This is a genomic window from Gemmatimonadaceae bacterium (assembly GCA_019637445.1).
In the GTDB taxonomy this organism is placed as follows: Bacteria; Gemmatimonadota; Gemmatimonadetes; order Gemmatimonadales; family Gemmatimonadaceae; genus Pseudogemmatithrix.
Genome location: JAHBVS010000002.1, coordinates 308,302 through 326,960 on the forward strand (window position 1 = coordinate 308,302; position 18,659 = coordinate 326,960).

The 18,659-nt window shown below is 69.7% G+C and carries 12 protein-coding genes; 7 read left to right on the top strand and 5 right to left on the bottom strand.

Annotated features, from left to right (window positions below):
* Nucleotide 1 precedes the first annotated feature (1 nt).
* Together KF709_11530 and KF709_11535 are read right to left on the bottom strand one after the other, a co-directional pair.
* Nucleotides 2-4,354 (bottom strand): translocation/assembly module TamB domain-containing protein, encoded by a 4,353-nt coding sequence (locus KF709_11530; protein ID MBX3175037.1) that lies wholly within the window; start codon nt 4,352-4,354, stop codon nt 2-4.
* On the bottom strand, nt 4,355-6,592 hold the full coding sequence (locus KF709_11535) for a BamA/TamA family outer membrane protein (protein ID MBX3175038.1): 2,238 nt from the start codon (nt 6,590-6,592) through the stop codon (nt 4,355-4,357).
* Nucleotides 6,593-6,649: 57 nt separating this feature from the next.
* On the opposite strand from KF709_11535, the gene KF709_11540 reads away from it, so the two are divergent.
* Nucleotides 6,650-7,204 (top strand): hypothetical protein, encoded by a 555-nt coding sequence (locus KF709_11540; protein ID MBX3175039.1) that lies wholly within the window; start codon nt 6,650-6,652, stop codon nt 7,202-7,204.
* 7 nt (nt 7,205-7,211) lie between these two features.
* Here KF709_11540 and hrpB read toward each other — a convergent pair whose 3' ends face one another.
* Nucleotides 7,212-9,785, bottom strand: a complete 2,574-nt coding sequence (gene hrpB, locus KF709_11545) for an ATP-dependent helicase HrpB (protein MBX3175040.1) — start codon at nt 9,783-9,785, stop codon at nt 7,212-7,214.
* Between the two features lie 91 nt (nt 9,786-9,876).
* On the opposite strand from hrpB, the gene lspA reads away from it, so the two are divergent.
* From lspA to ahcY, 6 genes are all read left to right on the top strand, one after another.
* Nucleotides 9,877-10,452 carry a signal peptidase II gene (gene lspA, locus KF709_11550; GenBank protein MBX3175041.1) on the top strand — a complete coding sequence of 192 codons (576 nt, stop codon included), beginning with the start codon at nt 9,877-9,879 and terminating at the stop codon, nt 10,450-10,452.
* A complete protein-coding gene (locus KF709_11555; GenBank protein MBX3175042.1) occupies nt 10,449-11,108 on the top strand; it encodes a hypothetical protein in 660 nt (219 codons plus the stop codon). The genes lspA and KF709_11555 overlap by 4 nt, the downstream gene beginning before the upstream one ends.
* Before the next feature lie 91 nt (nt 11,109-11,199).
* Nucleotides 11,200-11,796, top strand: coding sequence for a class I SAM-dependent methyltransferase (locus KF709_11560; protein MBX3175043.1), 597 nt, complete (start codon nt 11,200-11,202; stop codon nt 11,794-11,796).
* Nucleotides 11,797-11,871: 75 nt separating this feature from the next.
* The gene (locus KF709_11565; protein ID MBX3175044.1) at nt 11,872-12,531 is read left to right on the top strand and encodes a phosphoribosylanthranilate isomerase; all 660 of its coding nucleotides are present in this window, start codon (nt 11,872-11,874) and stop codon (nt 12,529-12,531) included.
* 41 nt (nt 12,532-12,572) lie between these two features.
* Nucleotides 12,573-13,511, top strand: coding sequence for a metalloregulator ArsR/SmtB family transcription factor (locus tag KF709_11570; GenBank protein MBX3175045.1), 939 nt, complete (start codon nt 12,573-12,575; stop codon nt 13,509-13,511).
* Nucleotides 13,512-13,628: 117 nt separating this feature from the next.
* A complete protein-coding gene (ahcY, locus tag KF709_11575) occupies nt 13,629-15,146 on the top strand; it encodes an adenosylhomocysteinase (protein ID MBX3175046.1) in 1,518 nt (505 codons plus the stop codon).
* A 108-nt stretch (nt 15,147-15,254) separates the two neighbouring features.
* Here the strand turns inward: ahcY and KF709_11580 are convergent, their stop codons facing one another.
* Both KF709_11580 and KF709_11585 read right to left on the bottom strand, forming a co-directional pair.
* Complete coding sequence (locus KF709_11580) at nt 15,255-16,505, bottom strand: YncE family protein (GenBank protein ID MBX3175047.1); 1,251 nt, start codon at nt 16,503-16,505, stop codon at nt 15,255-15,257.
* On the bottom strand, nt 16,502-18,505 hold the full coding sequence (locus KF709_11585) for an Ig-like domain-containing protein (protein MBX3175048.1): 2,004 nt from the start codon (nt 18,503-18,505) through the stop codon (nt 16,502-16,504). Before KF709_11585 ends, KF709_11580 begins: the two co-directional genes overlap by 4 nt.
* Nucleotides 18,506-18,659: the final 154 nt, after the last annotated feature.

The following is an 18,659-nucleotide window of genomic DNA, read 5'->3' on the forward strand; positions in this document are numbered from 1 at the left end:
CCTACCAGCGCCAGTCGCGGTAGAGGTCGAAGCCCAGCTGGTAGATCTGCGCAAAACTGCCGATGCGATTGCAGGGCGCCGAGCCGGGGGTGAGCGAGAGTTCGGCCGACAGCCGCTCGCGCGGCCGGTACTCGGCGGCGATGCCGAACCACGCGGGCAGGGACTGGGCCGCGCGGTTCTCGCCACGGCAGACGCCGCCGGAGAGCCGGAGATACGAGTCGGTGCCGATCTGCGTGCCCGCCGTGAGCGCGAAGCTGTTGAGCAGGCCCTCGAACGAGTTCAATGTGAAGTCCTGCGGCGAGTCACCCGCCACCGTGACGACCTGCAACTCGCTGAGGAAGGGCAGGCGCGCACCGAGCGCACGTTCGGCCGCGCCACCGAGTGACGGTACCAGCGCAGCCGTCGCCAACCGCACCGCGGACGCGCTCTGCCCATCCAGTGCGAACGTCGGCGCGCCGAAGAGCAGGTAGGAGATGATCTCGGTCTCGCTGGCCGTGGTGCCGAGGTCGCTGGACGACAGTGCGAGTCGCGGTTGGTCCACCGTTCCGCTCAGCCGTGCGCCGATGTGTACGTCCTCACGATCCGCTTGACGCACCACATACGAAGTGTGGATGTCGAGTGTCGGGGAGTTCGTCAGCGGCCCGTTCATCCGCACGCGGCCGCTGTCCACCTGGAACGTGCGCTGGAGCAAACCGAGATCCAGTCGATACGTCCCACGCTCGGCCTGGATCTCGCCAATGACACTGGGTTCCGTGAGACGGCCGGTCACATTCACCTCGCCGGTCAGCTGCACGCTGGCCTCGGGGGACTTGAGCCGCACCTCGTTGCCAAGGCGAACGCGCAGACCCTCGAGGTACGGCGCGTACACGGAACTCGCCGCCTCGGCCTCCTGATCCTCGGCCAGCTGCAGCACCTGCCGCCGTTGGCGGCCAATCGACACGTTGGCGTTGGGAACAGTGACCACGCCGCCGATGGCCAGCGAGTCCAGCGGACCCGACATCCGCAGCTGCCAGGACACGTCGGCCTCCGCGACGCGGGGGTCGTCGATCAGTCGGAGACTGCGGGCGACCGAGCGCAGGTCGGCGCGCCAACCGGCGGCGGTGCGCACGACGGCGCCCTCCACGCTGGCGGTGTCGTTGGTGGCGCGTTCGTCGGCAAGACGCGCGCGGTACACAAGGATCGAGTCGGGGGCAAAGCCGACGTCCGCATCGAACTCGCGAAACCCGGTACCGAGTGCGGGAATGGCGAAGGCACCGTCGCGCACGAGCAGGATGCCTCGCGGCTCCAGGGCGCGCCAGGTGCCCGTCACCTGGATGTCGGCATCGTAGCCGCCTCGCAGGTCCCGCAGACCGGGCGCGAAGGCTTGGACGCCAGCGAGCGGCGAGCCGTCGGCGGTGACGCGCACGTAGAGCGGTGCCTCGAGCAGCCGCTGGTCGATCGTGCGCGACTCGAGCCTGAGGTCCAGTGGTAGCTCGGCGGTGACGGCAAAGGCGTCGCGATCCTGCAGCTCACCGCGCATCAGGACCTGCGCCACCTGGTCGGCAAACTGTGCCTGAAAACTGAATCGCGGCCCGACGGTACCGTCGACCACCGTGGAATCCAGCGCGCCTGTCATCGTCAGGCGCGGGGCCGCAGTGGAGCCCGTGAGCGTGGCGTCGAGCGAGACGGCACCATCCACCCGCGGCGGCATCAGGCCGGTGAATCGCGCGTGGCGCAGCGGCACCCGCGTCACCACGCTGCGCAGGTATACCTCGCCCGCCGACCTCAGCTCCGCGTCGAGCGTGAGTTGCGCGCCATCATCGCTGGACAGATCCAGTGAATCGACCACGGTGCGATCGGGGCCGGCGAACACGCGGGCCGGCCGCCGCAGGCGCCAGGCGGCGTTCTGCGTCCGCGCTTCCAGTGAGTCCAGCCGCAGCTCGAGGCTGTCGCCCATGTAGTGCACATCGGCGCGCGCCGAGGCGACGACGGTGTCGGCGGCGATCATCCGCAGCGACGCGTCGGCCCAGGCCGCCTCGCGTACCGTCGCTTCGGCCGAGAGCCGATGCACCGGCAGGCCGAGTCCATCGATCTGCACGGCGTCGAAGGTGACGAGGCCACGCGTCGCCGTGGGCAATCCGCCGAGCAGGAGTTCGGCGTCGACCTGGCGCACGGCGTACGATCCCGCGTGCAGTCCCGTGGCCCGCAGCTGTGCCTGCACGTCCAGTGTGTCCAGCGAGCCCAAGGCAATGCCTTCGAGTCGCGCCGATCCGCCGAGCGAATCGGCCCAGGCCTCGGCCAGCGAGTCGGAGAGGAAGCCGGCGAGCAGTGCCGCGGAGTCGAGCACGGCCACGAACCTCAGCGTGTCGCGCAGCGCGGGCTCGCGGCTCAGCCGGCCGCGCGCGGCGAACGAGCCAACCGGGCCGCGGATGGCGATGGTGTCCACGCGGATGCCGCCGGGTTCGAGCAGCAGGTCACCACGACCGTCGGCCAGCGAGAGTCCGGCGAGCTGGCTCGTGGAATCGATCGCGAAGCTGATGGGGCCACTCGGTTCCTCCCAAGGACCGTCGAGCCCGAGCGTGGCGCGTGCCGTGAGCGCGTGCGGGGGCAGCACCAAACCCGGCGCGAAGCGCCGCAGGTCGAGTGCCCACACGGCCGCCTCGCCCTTGAGCACCAGGCGCGCCGTGTCCATCGAGGTGGCGCCGCGAAATGCCACGTCCGCGTCCTCACCGGACAGCGCGAGGTCCAGCGCCACGGAATCACCGGTGGCGGAGACATCGAGCGTGCCGTGCAGTCGGCCGGCGAGTCGCTCGGGCGTGAACGCGCGTCCCAGTGACGCGACGCCGACCGTGTCGAGCGACAGGCGCGCCTCGAGCCAGGTGGTGGACACGTCGCTGGCGAGGCGACCGCTGCCGCGGACGTGCGAGCGCGGCAGCGCAGCGTCCACGTGCACGAGGTCGAGCTCGCGGAAGGCGATGTTGGAGACGGGGCCGTCAAGCAACACGCGGCCGCGCAGGAAGCCCTGCAGGCTGTCCGCGACGTCCGTCACGGCACCGGCCGTGCGGACGTCCATCGAGTCGATGCGTACCGTGAGCGGCTGCAGTCGCGTGTCGGTAGCGAGCAGGTCCAGACTTCCTGCGACCGTGAACTGCGACTCCGCGCCCGCGATGCGGCGATCCTCGTAGGTGAGCGTCGCCGAGTCGAGCAGCCAGCGGTCGAGCGGTCCGCCGCGCGCGCGCAGCCGGCCGCGCAGTCGGCCATCGAATGGCGGCGGGGGTGTCGAGTCGCCGAAGAGCTGACGCACGAGCACCAGGTCCAGGGGTGCCGCCACGACGTCCACGTCGCGGATCTCGAGGGCGCCCGTCGCGTCCGTCACGTCGGCCATCAATCGGCCGCGCAGGTCGGAGTCGCCCGCGCGCAGCACCAAGTCGGTGATGCGGTAGCGCGTCGTGCCCCGCCGCGTCCCGTTCTGGATGGCGATGCGGCCTGTGGCGCTGCCGGAGTCGGGCACCAGGTCGCTGGCCCAAGCGAGATCTGCGAGGTCAACCCGAACGGCGCGAAGGTCCAGGTCGAGTCGCGCGTCGTCGCCATCCTTGGGCAGGCCGATGGCGCCGTTGAGGGCGAGCTGCGAGCCGTCCACGCGCAGCGTCGGGAAGGCGAGGCCCACCGAGTCCGGCGTCACGACCACGCGTCCAATGGCCTCGCGCAACTGCAGTGGCGGATCGTCCGCCCGCAGGCTGGCCGAGCTGACGTTGAACTCGGCTCGCCCGCTGGCGACATCGAACGAGCTGGCACCCAAGCCAAGCGCGATCCCGGAGTACTCGCGGCGCAGCGACGGCGCGTTGGGGACGCTGTCGGGTCGTGTGACGCCAACGGTCCCGTTCTGAAGTTCCAGCGAGTCTACGCTGAACGTCCAGGCCTGGCGCTGTGATCCCTCCGTCGGCGTGCTCGGCGTGGTCGACGGGGTCTCGCGAAGCAGCGCGGCGACGTTCCAGTCGCCGGCCGCGTCCTGCTCGAGTTCGACCGTGGGATCCGCGATGAGCAATCGCTGAATGTGAACCTCGCGGTCCAGGAGCGGCGCGAGGGCCACGCGAGCGGACACAGCGCCAATTCCAACCACGCGGCGGCCCGACGGGTCAGTCAGCGAGAGCGAGTCGACGGCGACACTGCCGATGGGCGTGAGCCGCAGGCCGTGGAGCTGCAGCACGGCGCCATCGACAAGTGCTGCTGCCGCGGCCTCGGCGATGCGGCGTGCCGCCCAGGCACGCCCGCGATCCGTCTGCAGCACGAAGGTCGCAAACGCGGCCGTCGCTACGGCGGCGCCGCCGACGAGCCCCAGCGTCACCCAAAGCATCACGCGCAGGCGGCGCCGCACCTAGAACGCCTCGCCGATGCTGAAGTGGAAGGCGAGGCGCGGGAACAGGCCCTTGGGACGCGAGGGCCGGAACGTGGCAGGGCAGCCGAAGGGCCCGAGCAACTCGGCGCGCGCGTCATCCAGCGGCTCCTGCGAGCCCGGCGATACGCAGATGGCGCGCCCCTGCCGCGTGCCGCTGGCGCGCTGGAGGTAGAAGGCCGGCCCCGCTTCGTAGGGATGCCCATTGTATCCGACATCCACGCGGAAGGGCCCGAGAGGCGTCACCACACGTACGCCGATGCCCGGCGTGGCGCGCAGGCCGGTGACGGCGTAATTGCCGGAGGTGTTCCACACGCGGCCCGCGTCGAGGAACAGCACCCAGCGCAGCAGGTCGCTGGGCCAGCCGTGGCGGGATCGCAGCTCGATGTTGATGAGCGCGTTCGCGAGACCACCGGCGGGTGCGCTGCGCTCGAAGCCATCGGCGGCGTCCGCAATGCCGACCAGCTCACCGCCAACCGTCTGCGTGTCCGGCGGCGCGGCCACCACATACGCCACGGGGCCGAGCTGGCCTTGGTTATAGCCGCGCACGGTGTTCTGGCCGCCCGAGTAAAAGCGCTCCTGCGGCGGCACCAGCGCGCCCGATCGGCCGTGCGTGCCGATGTATCCACCCGAGAGGCGCAACGCGCCGACGAGATAGCGGTTGAGCGGGCGATACAGCGCGTACTCGAACTGCGAACGCGTGAACACCAAGCTGGTCGTGTCGACGCCGGGCACATCGAGGTTGATGTGCCCGAGCCGCGTCTCCACCGCCCAACGCTCGTCGTTCAGGGCGAACGACGTGATGGCCGGCGCGCTGCGCGACCAGGTCACGCCGGCGGCCTGCACAACACTGGGACTATTGAGCAGGAAGCGATCGTTAAAGCGGCAGAGACCGAAGGTGCCGCAGGAGACGGCCGCGTCCGAGGTCGTGCGGCCGGCGTCGAAGCGATACGTGAACGTCGTGTTGACGCGCGGCACGAGGGGCCGGTCGAAGGATCCCAGCCCGCCCACGTAGGTCTCGCGCACGTAGGTCTGGAATTCCGTGCGGCGCTCGCTGTAGAGCGTGCCCTGCGGATGCCACTGGTCGCCGAGCGGGCCGCGCAGGGCCAGTGTGGCGCCGACGTAGTAGTTCAACTTCGCGCTGAACGTGTCGGCGCGTACGGCGGGGGCGCAGGCCCCGCTAAAACCGTTCACCGGCGCGCCCACGCCCAGCTTGGACAGCCGCATGTCCAACTGCAGGCGGTGCGCGCGCCCGAGGAAGTTCTGCTCCACGAAGCGCGTCTGCGTGCGGAAGCAGTCAATGGTGCCCCAGCCGCCGCCGGCGCGCAGGTACTGGTGTCGGCCTTCAACCAACCGCACGCGCACCGGCAGTGTGTCGCCGGTGACGCCGTTCGGCACCGTGTCGATGGCTACGGTGCGATACAGGTCGTAGGAGTAGAGCAGCTGCTGGCTCGCGCCCACGGCGCGCGAGCTGTACACATCGCCCGGCTTGAAGCGCAGCAGCTGCGTAATCTCGTCCGCGCGAAGGGCCGGTGCGCCGGAATCGTTCGCGGTGAGCGCCACGTTGATGCGCCCCACGCGCACCAGTTGCCCCGGCGCGAACTCCAGGGTCACCCGCGCGCGGCGGGCAACGCTGTCCACCGTCACGCGTCGCGTCGGCGCCCGGGCGCGGGCGTAGCCTTCGGCGCGCAGGATCTGCTGCACCGAGTCCATCGTGGACACCAGCAACGAGTCGTCCAGGGGTTCGCCGCGCAGCTTGCCCATCAAGGCGGATTCATCGATCACGCGACGCGGCAGCCCCACGATCCGCAGGGTGTCAATCAGCACCGGCGGCGCCTCGGTCACCCGGATGCGCACGTGCACCGTGCGCTCGCCGGTGCGGACCGTGCCGGCCACGGCCGAGGTGCCGGGATAGCCGCGCATCGCATACCAGGCGGCGATGCGACGCGTGTCCCGTAGCAGCTCGAGGGAGTCGAGGCAGGCCTCGGGCCCGACGTTCCAACCGAACCAACGGCGGAGGCGCCCGGCGCGCTCCGTGTACAGGATCGAACGCAGGTCCGCCGAGGAGATCGACGCGTTGCCGCGGATCCGCAGCGCCTCGACCCGCGGGCGTCGCGAGGTGCAGCCGCGGTCCGCCGTCGGCAGCGACACGACCTGCGCCGGCAACTCGGCGGCAAGCCCGAGGCAGAGCAGCGGCAGGAGGCGGATGAGGGCGCGCACGAACAATCTTATATTCGTGTACCCATCCCCAGCCATTGAGTCCCCGGGAGATCTCACGTGCGTATTCGACACCTGACCACCTGCGCCGCGTTGCTCGGCGCCGCCTGCACCCCCGACCGGATGCCGACCGCAGACGCCAGCTGCTTCGGCAACCGCGTGCTGTCGTTTCAGGATGTGACCGCCGAGGTCCTGATCCCGAGCGGCGAGTCCTGCGATGCCGGCAGCTTCCGGATCGTGTTCACGCGCGGCGCGGACACGCTGGCCACACTCGAGGAGCAGCGCCTCGGGACAGTGGGCTTCATCGGCACCGCGGACGTGGACGGCGATGGCCGCGGCGAGTTCTTCGTGGCGACGCAGGCCACGGATTCCACCAAACAGGGGGCGCTGTTCGCGTACACGGAGTCGGCGGGCCAGGTGGCGGCGTTCCCGCTGGCCGCTCTCGATGCCGCGCAGCTCGAGGGCTACGGCGGCGCCGATCGGTTTGGCTTCGGCGGCGGTGATCAACTGGTGCGGGCCTTCCCGCGAGGGGTGGCCGGCGACACCGCGTGGTTCGGCTACTCGCACGGCGAGCGGCGCTGGCAGGCGATCGCCCGGCCGAGCTGGATTCGCTGACGCGCGCCTACTGGCCGCGCGGCTTCACCCGCCGAGTGGCCGTGGCGCTGAGCGGGTCGTCGGGCCAGGGGTGCCGCGGATAGCGACCCTTCAGGTCCTTGCGCACCTCGAAGTATCCGCTGCGCCAGAAGCTGGCTAGGTCCTTCGTGACCTGCACGGGGCGCCCAGCAGGAGAGAGCAGGTGCAGTGTGACGGGCAGCCGGCCATCTGCGACCCGTGGTGTATCGGTCCAGCCGAAGGTCTCCTGCAGCTTGACCGCGAGCACGGGAGCCTGCGGGTCGTCGTAGTCGAGCGCGATGCGCGAGCCACTCGGTACCTGTAGGTGTGTCGGGACGAACTCGTCGAGTCGCGTACGCGCCTTCCAGTCGAGCATCGACAGCAGGGCATCCGCGAGTCGCAGGCGTTCGAGGTCGGCTCGCCGCCGCGGCTCGCCAAGGGCGGGGAGCAGCCACTGCTCCAACTCGGCCAGCAGCGCAGTGTCGGAGACGTCGGGCCATTCCGCAGGCGCCGCCGCGTGTGCCGCCGTGAGGCGTTGCCGGAGTGCACGGTCAACGTCCCGCCACGGCAGCGCGTCGAGCCCGCGGCGGCGCACGGACGCCAGGAACGCCGCCGCGATCTCGTCCGTGGGTGCATCGCGCAGCTCACGTTCGCGCAACACGATGGCGCCAAGGGTCTCACGCTCGACGGCGAGCGGGCGGTCAAGCTCGTCGTTCCATCCCACCTCGCGAATGCTTGTGATGTCCGACGCGAAGAGCTCGCGGATGGATGCCTCCGAGATGGGTGCCGCGAGCCAGATCTTGCTCTCGAGCGCGCGTCCGTCGAGATCCGCCACCGCGAGGTACTCCTCGTCGCCGAGTCGATCGCTGCCCTCGACCTTCGCGCCCCGGCCATTTCGCAGCAGGAATCGAGCTGCGATGCCGGGGCGCCGCTGCGCAATGCGGTCAGGGTAGGCGAGGGCGACGAGTTCGCCGAGTGCGGACGTGTCGGCGCTGCGGTCGCTGTCGTCGTCGCGAGGCAGGTCCGCCTTGGCGGCGTTGGCAGCTCGCCGCTCGGTCGCCGCGTTCGACACCAGGCGCTGAAGCGCCCGCGCCTCCGTGCGCACCCGCTGTACGCGTGTACGGTCGGCGAGCGATGGATGCCGCCCGCGCAGCGCTTCCACGCGCGTGAGCACCGCGACGTCGTCCGCCGCAGACTGCGGCGACAGCAGGTCACGATCGGCCAGCAGCGCGGCAAGCTCGCAGGCCAGCGTGGCGTGCCCAAGGCTCGTGCCCACGAGTGCCAGATGGGCGAGCCGCGGCGTGATGCCGAGGCGAGCCATCGCGCGACCGTGCGCCGTGACGCGGCCATTGGCGTCGAGCGCCGCGAGTTCGCGGAGCAGGCCACGCGCCTGCGCCAGGGCGCCCGCCGGAGGCGCATCGAGCCAACGCAGTGCCTCGGCGTCCTGCACGCCGGCGCAGGCCAGCTCCAGGGCGAGCGGGGCGAGATCGCTCTCGAGGATCTCCGGTCGGCTGCGCGTCGCGAGCGCGTGCTCCGTGGCCTCGTCCCACAGGCGCACGCAGTGCCCCGGGGCCGTGCGGCCGGCCCGTCCACGCCGCTGGTCGGCCGAGTCGCGGGAGACCCGCAGCGTCTCGAGCCGCGTCATGCCGCTGCGCGGGTCGAAGCGCGGCAGCCGCGAGAGCCCGCTGTCGATCACGATCTGTACGCCGCTCAACGTCACCGACGATTCCGCAATGGACGTGCTGAGCACCACGCGACGCGTGCGCCGTGTGTGTCGCAGCACGGCATCCTGTTCCTCCAGTCGCAGCGAGCCGTGCAGCACCTGCACCTCGGCATCGAGCGACTGCTCTTCCAGCGCCGAGCGGACGCGTGTGATCTCACCAATGCCAGGCAGGAACACGAGCGCGTCTCCCGGATGCGTCGCGAGGGCACGGCGGATCTCTGCGGCCGTTGCAGCGGCCATGGGAATGCGCTGCGGGAGTGGCCGCCACTCCGTCGTCACGGGGAAGGCGCGACCTTCGCTGGCGATGGTCGGTGCCGCGGGCTCGTCCGCGGCGACAAGCAGTCGCGCCACCGGCGTCGGGTCCATCGTCGCCGACATCACAACAAGGCGCAGGTCGGGCCGCAGCACCGCGCGCGACTCCAACGTGAGCGCCAAGCCCAGGTCCGAGGGCAGGTGGCGTTCGTGGAACTCGTCGAAGCAGACGGCGGCCACGCCCTCGAGTGCGGGGTCGTCCTGCAGCATCCGCGTGAGGATGCCCTCGGTGACGACCTCGATGCGCGTGCGCGCCGACACGCGCGACTCGTGGCGCACGCGATAGCCCACGCGCTCGCCGACGGGTTCGCCGTGCAAGCTGGCCATCTGCGTCGCGGCCGCGCGTGCGGCGACTCGGCGAGGCTCGAGCACGAGGATGCGTCCGTCGTTGCGCCACGGGGCGTCGAGCAGCGCCAGCGGGAGTCGCGTGGTTTTCCCCGCACCCGGTGCGGCGACGACCACGGCGCTCGCACGCTGCTCCAGCGCGGCAGATATCGCCGGCAGCAACGCGTCGATCGGGAGCGGGTCGAGGGCCGGGCGCGCAGACACGAGAGGGAAACCGGGGCGGGAAGCTGAGCGTACAATGAGGATGAGCGCCTGCGTAAGTTACGCGACGCCCCTAACCGCTACTGCCCGACTGATGACTGCTGCCGAACCCGTTGTCCTGCCCACGAGCCGCAGCCGCGACCGCACGTTCTGGTCCGTGCTCGCCTTCGTGGCCTTGGCCGACGTTGCCACGAAGCGCTGGGCGGAAGCCGTACTGCAGCTGCACCTGCCGGAAGAGGTCGTCGGCCACTGGCTGCGCTGGACGCTGACGTATAATCCCGGCGCTGCCATGAACCTCTCCGTCGGCGACGCATCACGCGCGGTGTTCAGCGGCATCGCCATCGTGATGATTGCCTACCTGTACTATCTGTACCGCCAGGCGCGCTCGGACGAATGGGCGACGCCACTCGCGTTGGGCTTGATCACCGCCGGTGCCTTCGGCAACCTGCTCGACCGCCTGCGGCACGCGAAGGGCGTGGTGGACTTCATCGATGTCGGCACCGCCTCGTGGCGCTTCTGGACCTTCAATGTGGCCGACATGGGCGTGACCGTCGGCGCCGTGCTGCTGGCCATCCTGATGTGGCGGGAAGAGCGTGCCGGCGCTAGCGTCAATGCAGCCACCGAGGCACCGGTCGGCGAATCCGCTCCCATCCCACCCGCCGAATCATGACGCAGCGTCGCGACTTCCTTCGCCAGGCTTCCCTCGTTGCCGCGGGCTCGCTCGCCGCTGGCCCGCTCGTCGCCCAGTCCGCCGCCCCGGCCGCCCAGGGCGACTGGGACATGTCCTGGACGGAGCGCGTGACCGGGAAGTACCGGATGTGCTTCGACGCCCACGAGGTATCGGACGGCGTCTGCCTGCACCAGGCCCGCTCCTTCATTGCGGGCTACGCCGCGACCTACGGCTTGACGGACCAGGATGTCAGCGCGGTGCTCGTCATTCGGCACGGCGCCGTTCCAATGGTGATGAACGACAGCCTGTGGGAGGACGGATTCCTCGCCGAGGCAACCAAGCAGAAGGATCCGGAGTCCGGCGAGCCGGCCAAGCGCAATCCGTTCGTGAACGTGCCCGCGGGCGCGCGCTATGCAATGACCTGGCCCGACGGCGCGCTGGACACGCTCATCAGCCGCGGCGTGATCGTGTTGGCCTGCGACCTGGCGCTCTCGAACTTCTCGGGTCGCATCGCGAACCATCGCAAAATTCCCCGGCAGGACGCGCGCGCGCTGGTGCTTGCGAACCTCATTCCCGGCGTCTACCGGATGCCCACGGGCATCTTCGCCACGAGCCACGCGCAGCAGCTGGGCTGCGGCGTGCTCAACGCGGTCTGATTTCAGGCCGCGTGCGTCGCGTGCGCTGCGTGCGCCGCGGTGCCCCCGCGCGGCCTCGGCGCCCTCGGCGACGCGCCGCGACTGGACGCCGATGAAGTCCTACGATCAGGCGTACTTCGAGAAGTGGTACCACGATCCGGCGCGCCGCGTGATCACGCCGGCCGCCGTGGCGCGCAAGGTGCGCCTTTGCCTTGGTGTCGCCGAGGCGCTGCTCGAGCGGCCGGTCCGGACCGTGCTCGACGTCGGCTGTGGCGAGGCGCCGTGGCGTGAGCATCTCCGACGAGAGCGGCCGGCGCTGCAGTACACCGGCGTGGAGTCGAGCACCTATGCGGTCGAGCGTTTCGGACGCACGCGAAACATTCGCGCGGGCTCGGTCGGCACGCTGCCATCGCTGGAACTTGATGGGCCCTTCGACTTGATCGTCGTTTGCGATGTCCTGCAGTACGTGCCCGATGCCGAGCTTGGTCCCGGCCTGACCGAGATCGCGCGGCTGCTGGGTGGTGTGGCCTATCTCGAGGCCTACACCACCGACGACGACATCGAGGGCGATCGCAGCCACTGGCATCAGCGCTCGGCGGCCGAGTACCTCGCGGAGTTCTCGCGGGTCGGGCTGGTCGGGGTGGGGATGCACTGCTACGTCGGAGATGCGCTGCGCGATGCAACGATCACGTTGGAGCGGCGCGCGTGAGCGACGCTCGCGAACAACTCACGTGAGCGCCCCGCGTTCGCGACTCTCGTTCGCGGCTCTCGTGAGCCGTGTTCCATGACGCCACGCACTCGCTTCAAGGTCTGCTGCATGGCCAGCCGCGAGGAGGCAGATCTCGCCATCGCCGCGGGCGCGACGGCCATCGGCCTGGTGGCCGCGATGCCCAGTGGCCCAGGACCGATTCCCGACGCGCTGATCAGGGAGATTGCCGAACATACCGCGGGTCGCGTGCGGCGATTCCTGCTCACGCCAAAGGTTCTCGCCGCGGAGATCGCCACGCAGGTGCGCGCCGCCGGCGTGGACACGGTGCAGCTCGTGGACGCGGTCGCGCAGGAGGAACTCGCGCGGCTCCGGGATGCGTTGCCCGATACGCAGCTGGTGCAGGTCATCCACGTGCGGGATGCATCGGACGTCGAGGCTGCGGTGGAGGTCGCCGAGTTCGTGGACGAGATCCTGCTCGACTCCGGTAACCCCAGCGCGCGCATCAAGGAACTTGGCGGCACCGGGCGCACCCACGACTGGACGCTGAGCCGGCGCATCGTCGAGGCGTCGCCTGTGCCCGTCTGGCTCGCCGGCGGCCTGCGCCCGGAGAACGCGGCCGATGCCGTGCGCAGCGTTCGGCCCTACGGATTGGACATCTGCTCCGGCCTGCGGCCGGCAGGCGCGCTCGATCCGGACCGCCTGCGCGCCTTCGCCGAGGCCCTGGCCGCGGCTTGACCTGAGCGGCGGATTGTGTAACCTTTCATCCGGATATACGGATGAAGCGATCGCCTCTCGTTGACCGCCTCTCGGCCCTGGCCGACCCCATTCGCGCCCGGGCCCTCCTCCTCCTGGAGCGGCACGAGCTGACGGTCACCGAGTTGCGGTCGGTGCTGCAACTCCCGCAGTCGACGGTGAGCCGCCACCTCAAGGTGCTCGCCGAGTCCGGATGGCTCGTCGCCCGCGAGGACGGCACCAGCAATCGGTATCGGCTCGACCTCAAGGCACTCGACGCCTCGGCCCGAAAGCTCTGGGCGGCGGTGCGGGAGGACGCGGAGGACTTGCCGTCCGCGGCGCGCGACGCGCAGCGGGTGAAGGGTGTGCTGGCCGAACGGCACACGCGGTCGCAGCAGTTCTTCGCGAGCTCTGCGGCGCAGTGGGACAAGATGCGCGCCGAGCTCTTCGGGACACGCAGCGAGTTGTTTGCACTGGTCGGCTTGTTGGATGCCGATGCCGTGGTCGGGGACCTCGGCTGCGGGGCGGGCCAGCTGACGGAAGTCATCGCGCCATTCGTGCGCCGCGTGATCGCGGTCGACGAGTCGCCGGCGATGTTGAAGGCGGCGCGGGCCCGCTTGGCGGCGCTGAAGAATGTCGAGCTCCGCAGTGGGAGCATCGAGGAACTGCCGGTGGATGATGCCGCGCTGGACGTGGCGGTGCTGTCGCTGGTGCTGCACTACGTGACGGAACCGGTGGCGGTGTTGACCGGCATCCGTCGCGCGCTGAAGCCGAAGGGTGGCCGCCTGTTGCTGGTCGACATGCTGCCGCACGACCGCGCCGAGTATCGGCAGACAATGGGACACGTCTGGCTGGGCTTCGACGCGGAGCAGGTGCAGCAGTGGGGGAGGGAAGCGGGGTTCGCATCCGTGCGGGTGCATCCGATTCCGTCTGCTACCGCTGCGAAGGGGCCGTCGCTGTTTAGCGCGGTGCTGCAAGCTTGAGCTACAACTGAAGTCGTAAGTTGTGAGTCATGAGTCGTGAGGAACGACTCACAACTCACGACTCATGACTCACCACTGCCGTTATCGCTCTTCCATCACCCCGCATCCGAGTCGCCAATGACCGCCATCGCTCCCAACGCCCACGCCTTCGACGCCGCCAAGTCCGCCGGCCGCGAGCCGTTCAAGGTCGCCGACATCTCCCTCGCCCCCTGGGGCCGCCAGGAGATCCGTCTCGCCGAGTATGAGATGCCGGGCCTGATGGCCCTGCGCGCCGAGTACAAGGGCAAGAAGCCGCTCGCCGGTGCCCGCATCATGGGCTCGCTGCACATGACCATCCAGACGGCCGTGCTGATCGAGACCCTGACCGAACTCGGCGCCGACGTGCGCTGGGTGAGCTGCAACATCTTCTCGACGCAGGACCACGCTGCCGCCGCCGTGGTGGTCGGCAAGGATGGGTCGGTCGAGCAGCCGCGCGGTACGCCGGTGTTCGCCTGGAAGGGCGAGACGCTCGAGGAGTACTGGTGGTGCACGGACCAGGCACTGCTGTGGCCGGACGGCCAGGGCCCGAACCTCATCCTCGATGACGGTGGCGACGCCACGCTGCTCATCCACAAGGGCACCGAGTACGAAGCCGCGGGCAAGATCCCGGCCTTCGACGCGGCCAACGAGCCCGAGGAGTGGGGCGTGATCCTCGACCTCCTGCGCAAGACGCACAAGGAGGACCCGAAGCGCTGGACCAACGTCGGCAAGGCGATCAAGGGCGTCTCGGAGGAGACGACGACCGGCGTGCACCGCCTCTATGAGATGATGCAGGCGGGCACGCTGCTGTTCCCGGCCATCAACGTGAACGACTCGGTCACCAAGTCGAAGTTCGACAATCTCTACGGCTGCCGGCACTCGCTGACCGACGGCATCCTCCGCGCCTCGGACGTGATGCTCGCCGGCAAGGTCGCCGTCGTGCTCGGCTACGGCGACGTGGGCAAGGGCTCGGCGCAGGCCTTCAAGGGCCAGGGCGCGCGCGTCGTGATCGTCGAGATCGACCCCATCTGCGCGCTGCAGGCGGCGATGGAAGGCTACCAGGTCGCCACGCTCGATGACGTGGTGAGCACCGCCGACATCTTCATCACTGCCACGGGCAACGCGGACATCATCACCGCGGCGCACATGGCGAAGATGAAGGACAAGGCCATCGTCGGGAACATCGGCCACTTCGACAACGAGATCGACATGGCCGGTCTCAAGAAGATGGCGGGCGTCAAGCGCAACAACATCAAGCCGCAGTTCGACGAGTGGATCTTCCCGGACGGCCACTCGGTGCTGATCCTGGCCGAAGGCCGCCTGCTCAACCTCGGCTGCGCCACGGGCCACCCGTCGTTCGTGATGAGCTGCTCGTTCACCAACCAGGTGGTGGCGCAGGTCGACCTGCACCTCGCCGCGCAGGGCAAGGAGACGGTGTCGGGCACCAAGTACGACGCCAAGAAGGTCTACGTGCTGCCCAAGAAGCTCGACGAGAAGGTGGCGCGCCTGCACCTCGACAAGCTGGGTGTGAAGCTGACGAAGCTCACGGAGAAGCAGGCGGCGTACATCGGCGTGCCGGTGGATGGGCCGTATAAGTCGGACCACTACCGGTACTAGGACGAAGGTTGTAGGACGAAGGACGGAAGTGAACGGCGGCGCGAGTCCAAGGATTCGCGCCGCCGTTTGCCGTTTGCTTCCGTCCTTCGTCCTCCGCCCTCCGTCCTCCTACTTGAGCACGTCCACCCCTCCCGCCTGCTGCCCGACCTCGACCGTCGCGACCACCCGCAGCGCGCGCAGATCAATCACGTCCACCGTCGCCTTCTCCGAACCGACGCCTTCGTTGGTGATGAAGGCGTAGCGGTCGTCGCTGGTCACGGCGGCACCGTGGGTGACGCGCTTCGATGTCGGGATGCGGGCCAGCTCGCGGCCGCTCTGCGTGTCGAAGACGGAGATGGACTGGCCGCGCTTGTTGGTGCCGATGAGCAGGCGGCCGTCGTGCGTCACGGCGAGGTTGTAGACGCCGGGGCCGGCCGGAATGCGCCGCAGCAACGACCACGAGGCCACGTCCACCTCGACGATCTCGCTGGACTTGTTGCAGGCCACCCAGATGCGTGTGCCGTCGGCCGAGGGCTGCGCCCAGGTCGGCGAGCAACTCACATCGCCGGGCTTTGGGGGCTCGAGGCCGTGCCCGCCCATATCGTGGCCGGCGTGCGCGGCATCGGCGAGCCTGCGCTTGGGCGGTGCACCATCGCGCCCCTGCTCCTTGCCGCCGGTGAGCAGAAAATGGCGTGTGACGCCGAAGCGCTCGGCGTCAATCTCCACCATCGCATCGTCCATCATGCAGGCGGAGTAGTGCCGCGTGCCCGCAGGATTCAGGCGCGAGCCGTGCGGCATCGTGCAGGTCTCGACGCGCGCGATTTCGATCATCGCGCCGGTCTCCACCACCGACACCGACGAGGTGACCATCTCGCCGTGCAGGTTGAAATTCACCGCCCACACATACCAGCCGTTGGGACTGACCTGCGCCGTAGCGGGGAATGGCCCCAGCGTGATGCGGCCCAGCGGCGTGTCGTCGGCCCGGCGGAACTTCCAGAGATCGCCGCCCGGGATGCCGTGCGCGGTGGTGACGTAGTAGAACTCGCCGTCGGGGCTCAACGCGACGCCGTGCGGGCCGTCGGGGTCGGTCATCGAGATGCCGACCGGCACGACCTTGTCGAGCCGCGCACCCTGCGGCCCGAAGACAATGCGCGAGACTTCGTCCACGGACTCGGAGACGACGTAGGCCACATACTCGCGCTCGACGGGAGAAGGCTCAGGAAGCATCCGAGGCGAGAGACGCGCCGTGTCCGGCGCGCCCTCGGTGAGGATGCGTGGCTCCAGCCGTGCCTGATCGGCGGGGCGCGGCGCACAGGCCATCGCCCCGAGCAGCAACCCCATCGCAGCGATTGCGCCGCCACCGAAACGCACAGGCGTCACGGCACCACGCCGGTCTTCGGTTGGATGCGCACGATCCACAGCCCGTTATACATATCATTCACATACGCGAGGCCATCGCGCACCACCACGCCCCAGGTCATCGCGGTGTTCTGCACGCGGCCGTCCATGTCGGCCGTGTTGAGGTGCCCGATTTCGCGGCCCTGCGCGCGCAGGTCGCCGCGCAGCTCGCCCGAGACGTCGAACACGTGGAAGCCGGCGTTGTAGGCGCCGATGTAGAGCGAGTCGCCGGCGGCCCAGACGTTGTGCACGCCGCCGTACTCGGGCTCGTACCAGGCGACGGACTTCGGCTGCTCGAGGTTCGAGACGTCGATCACCTGCAGGCGGCCATAGGCGCGGCCTGCGGCAGCGTCCTTGGCGCCCTTCACGCCGCTGGAAGGAAAGACCTCGTCAGCGATGAACACGTAGTTGTTGTGGCGCCAGGCTGTGTGCGTGCCACGGATGAAGCCCGGGCCGCCGTCGGCCTCGACGCCGCGGTACAGCGCATTGAGGTCGTACTTGAACTGAGAGACGAGCACGGGATTCGACGGCGTGCCGCCCTTGATGCCGTTGCCGACGTCGAGGATCACCAGGCCGTCGTTCCACCAGGAGCCGTAGAGCAGGCCGTCCTGCACATCGATGTCGTGCAGCGTGCGGCCGGCGTCGGGACGCGCTTCGGTCTTCCACTGCGCGACCTCGCGCGGATTGTACGGGTCATCGATGTTCAGCACGTGCAGCGCGCCGGTGCCGTCGTTCGTGAGGAAGACGTGCTGGCCGTGCTTCGGGTCCTCGTAGATGAAGCTCGAGTGCACGCCCGCGGTCACGCCGGTGGTGAACTCGCTGATGGGCTTCGGATGCCGCGGATCCTCGAGCGAGGCGAACACGACGCCGTTCTTGCGGTCCGCCGCGCCCTCGCGTGTGAACACGAGGAACTTGCCGTCGGGCGTGGTCATCACGTCATTCACGCGGCGCGTGTTGGCCACGATGGAGTCGGTGACCACGGGCTTGGCCGGATCGCTGATGTCGATGGCGTAGAGCACGTCACCGCCGCTGCCGGAGCCGAGGTAGGCGACCTCGCCATTCGGGTGCAGCCAGACTTCCTCGGTGGTGAAGCGCTGGCGGGGCAGGCGGCCGACGACCTCAAGCGGACGACGCACATCGCGCGCGGCCAGGGTCACGACGCTCTCGGCCGTGCGGTTGCCCAGCGAGGCGGTCACGGTGTACGCGCCGGCCTCGTATCCGACGAACGCTCCGTCGCTGTCGATGGCACCGTTGCCCGGCGAGATGCTCCACACCGGCGTGAGGCCCTCGATGGCGCGTCCCTGCGCATCGCGCGCCACGGCGCGGAAGCGGAGCACGTCGCCGGTACGGGCGTCACTCACGCCGGGCTCGACGCTCAGCGCCGCGACAGGCGTCGCCACGATCTGCAGCGGAAGTGCCTGCGAGACGGCGCCCACGCGCGCGGTGACGGTCGCGCGGCCGGCCGCGACCGCGGTGAGCATCCCCGCCTCGGACACGGTGACCACCTTGGCGTCGGAGCTGGTCCAGGTCACGCGGTCGTCGCGGCGGTCACCGATGGCCGAGAGCACCGTCGCCGTCAACCGCATGCGCTGGCCCAGCGCCAGGCGCGTCGGTGCGGGCTGCACCGCAATGCGCGCGGCCGGACCCGGCACCATCCGCACCTCGAAGCGCTCGACCACCGGCCGCTGCCCCGGCAGGATCGCCGCCACGGCACCCGGAAGGATGCCCGTCGAACCGGCGGTCACGAGGCCCGAGGGATCAAGGCTGCCCTCGAAGCGCGCGCCCTGCTGCCCGAACCGGAACTGCACGCCGCTGATCACCCGCCCATCGGCATCACGTGCCTCGGCGCTGAGCCGCAGCGTGTCACCCACGGCGACGGACTTCTGCACGGGCAGCACGACGATCCGGGCAATCGGCGATGGGGTCTCTTGCGCGGCCAGCGGCAGCGGTGCCAGCAACAGGGCGGTCAGGAGTCTGCGCATTCCGTTCATTCCTCAAGAAGGTCAGGGGACTCGAGCGTCGGGGAATATACGGCGCGGGCACGTCAGGGTTCTCCCGCACGGCCCGTCAGGAGTCGGCTGCTAGCGGAACCGGCCGCTGCGCACGAGGATTCGAACGACAGCAGGTCTCCGTTCG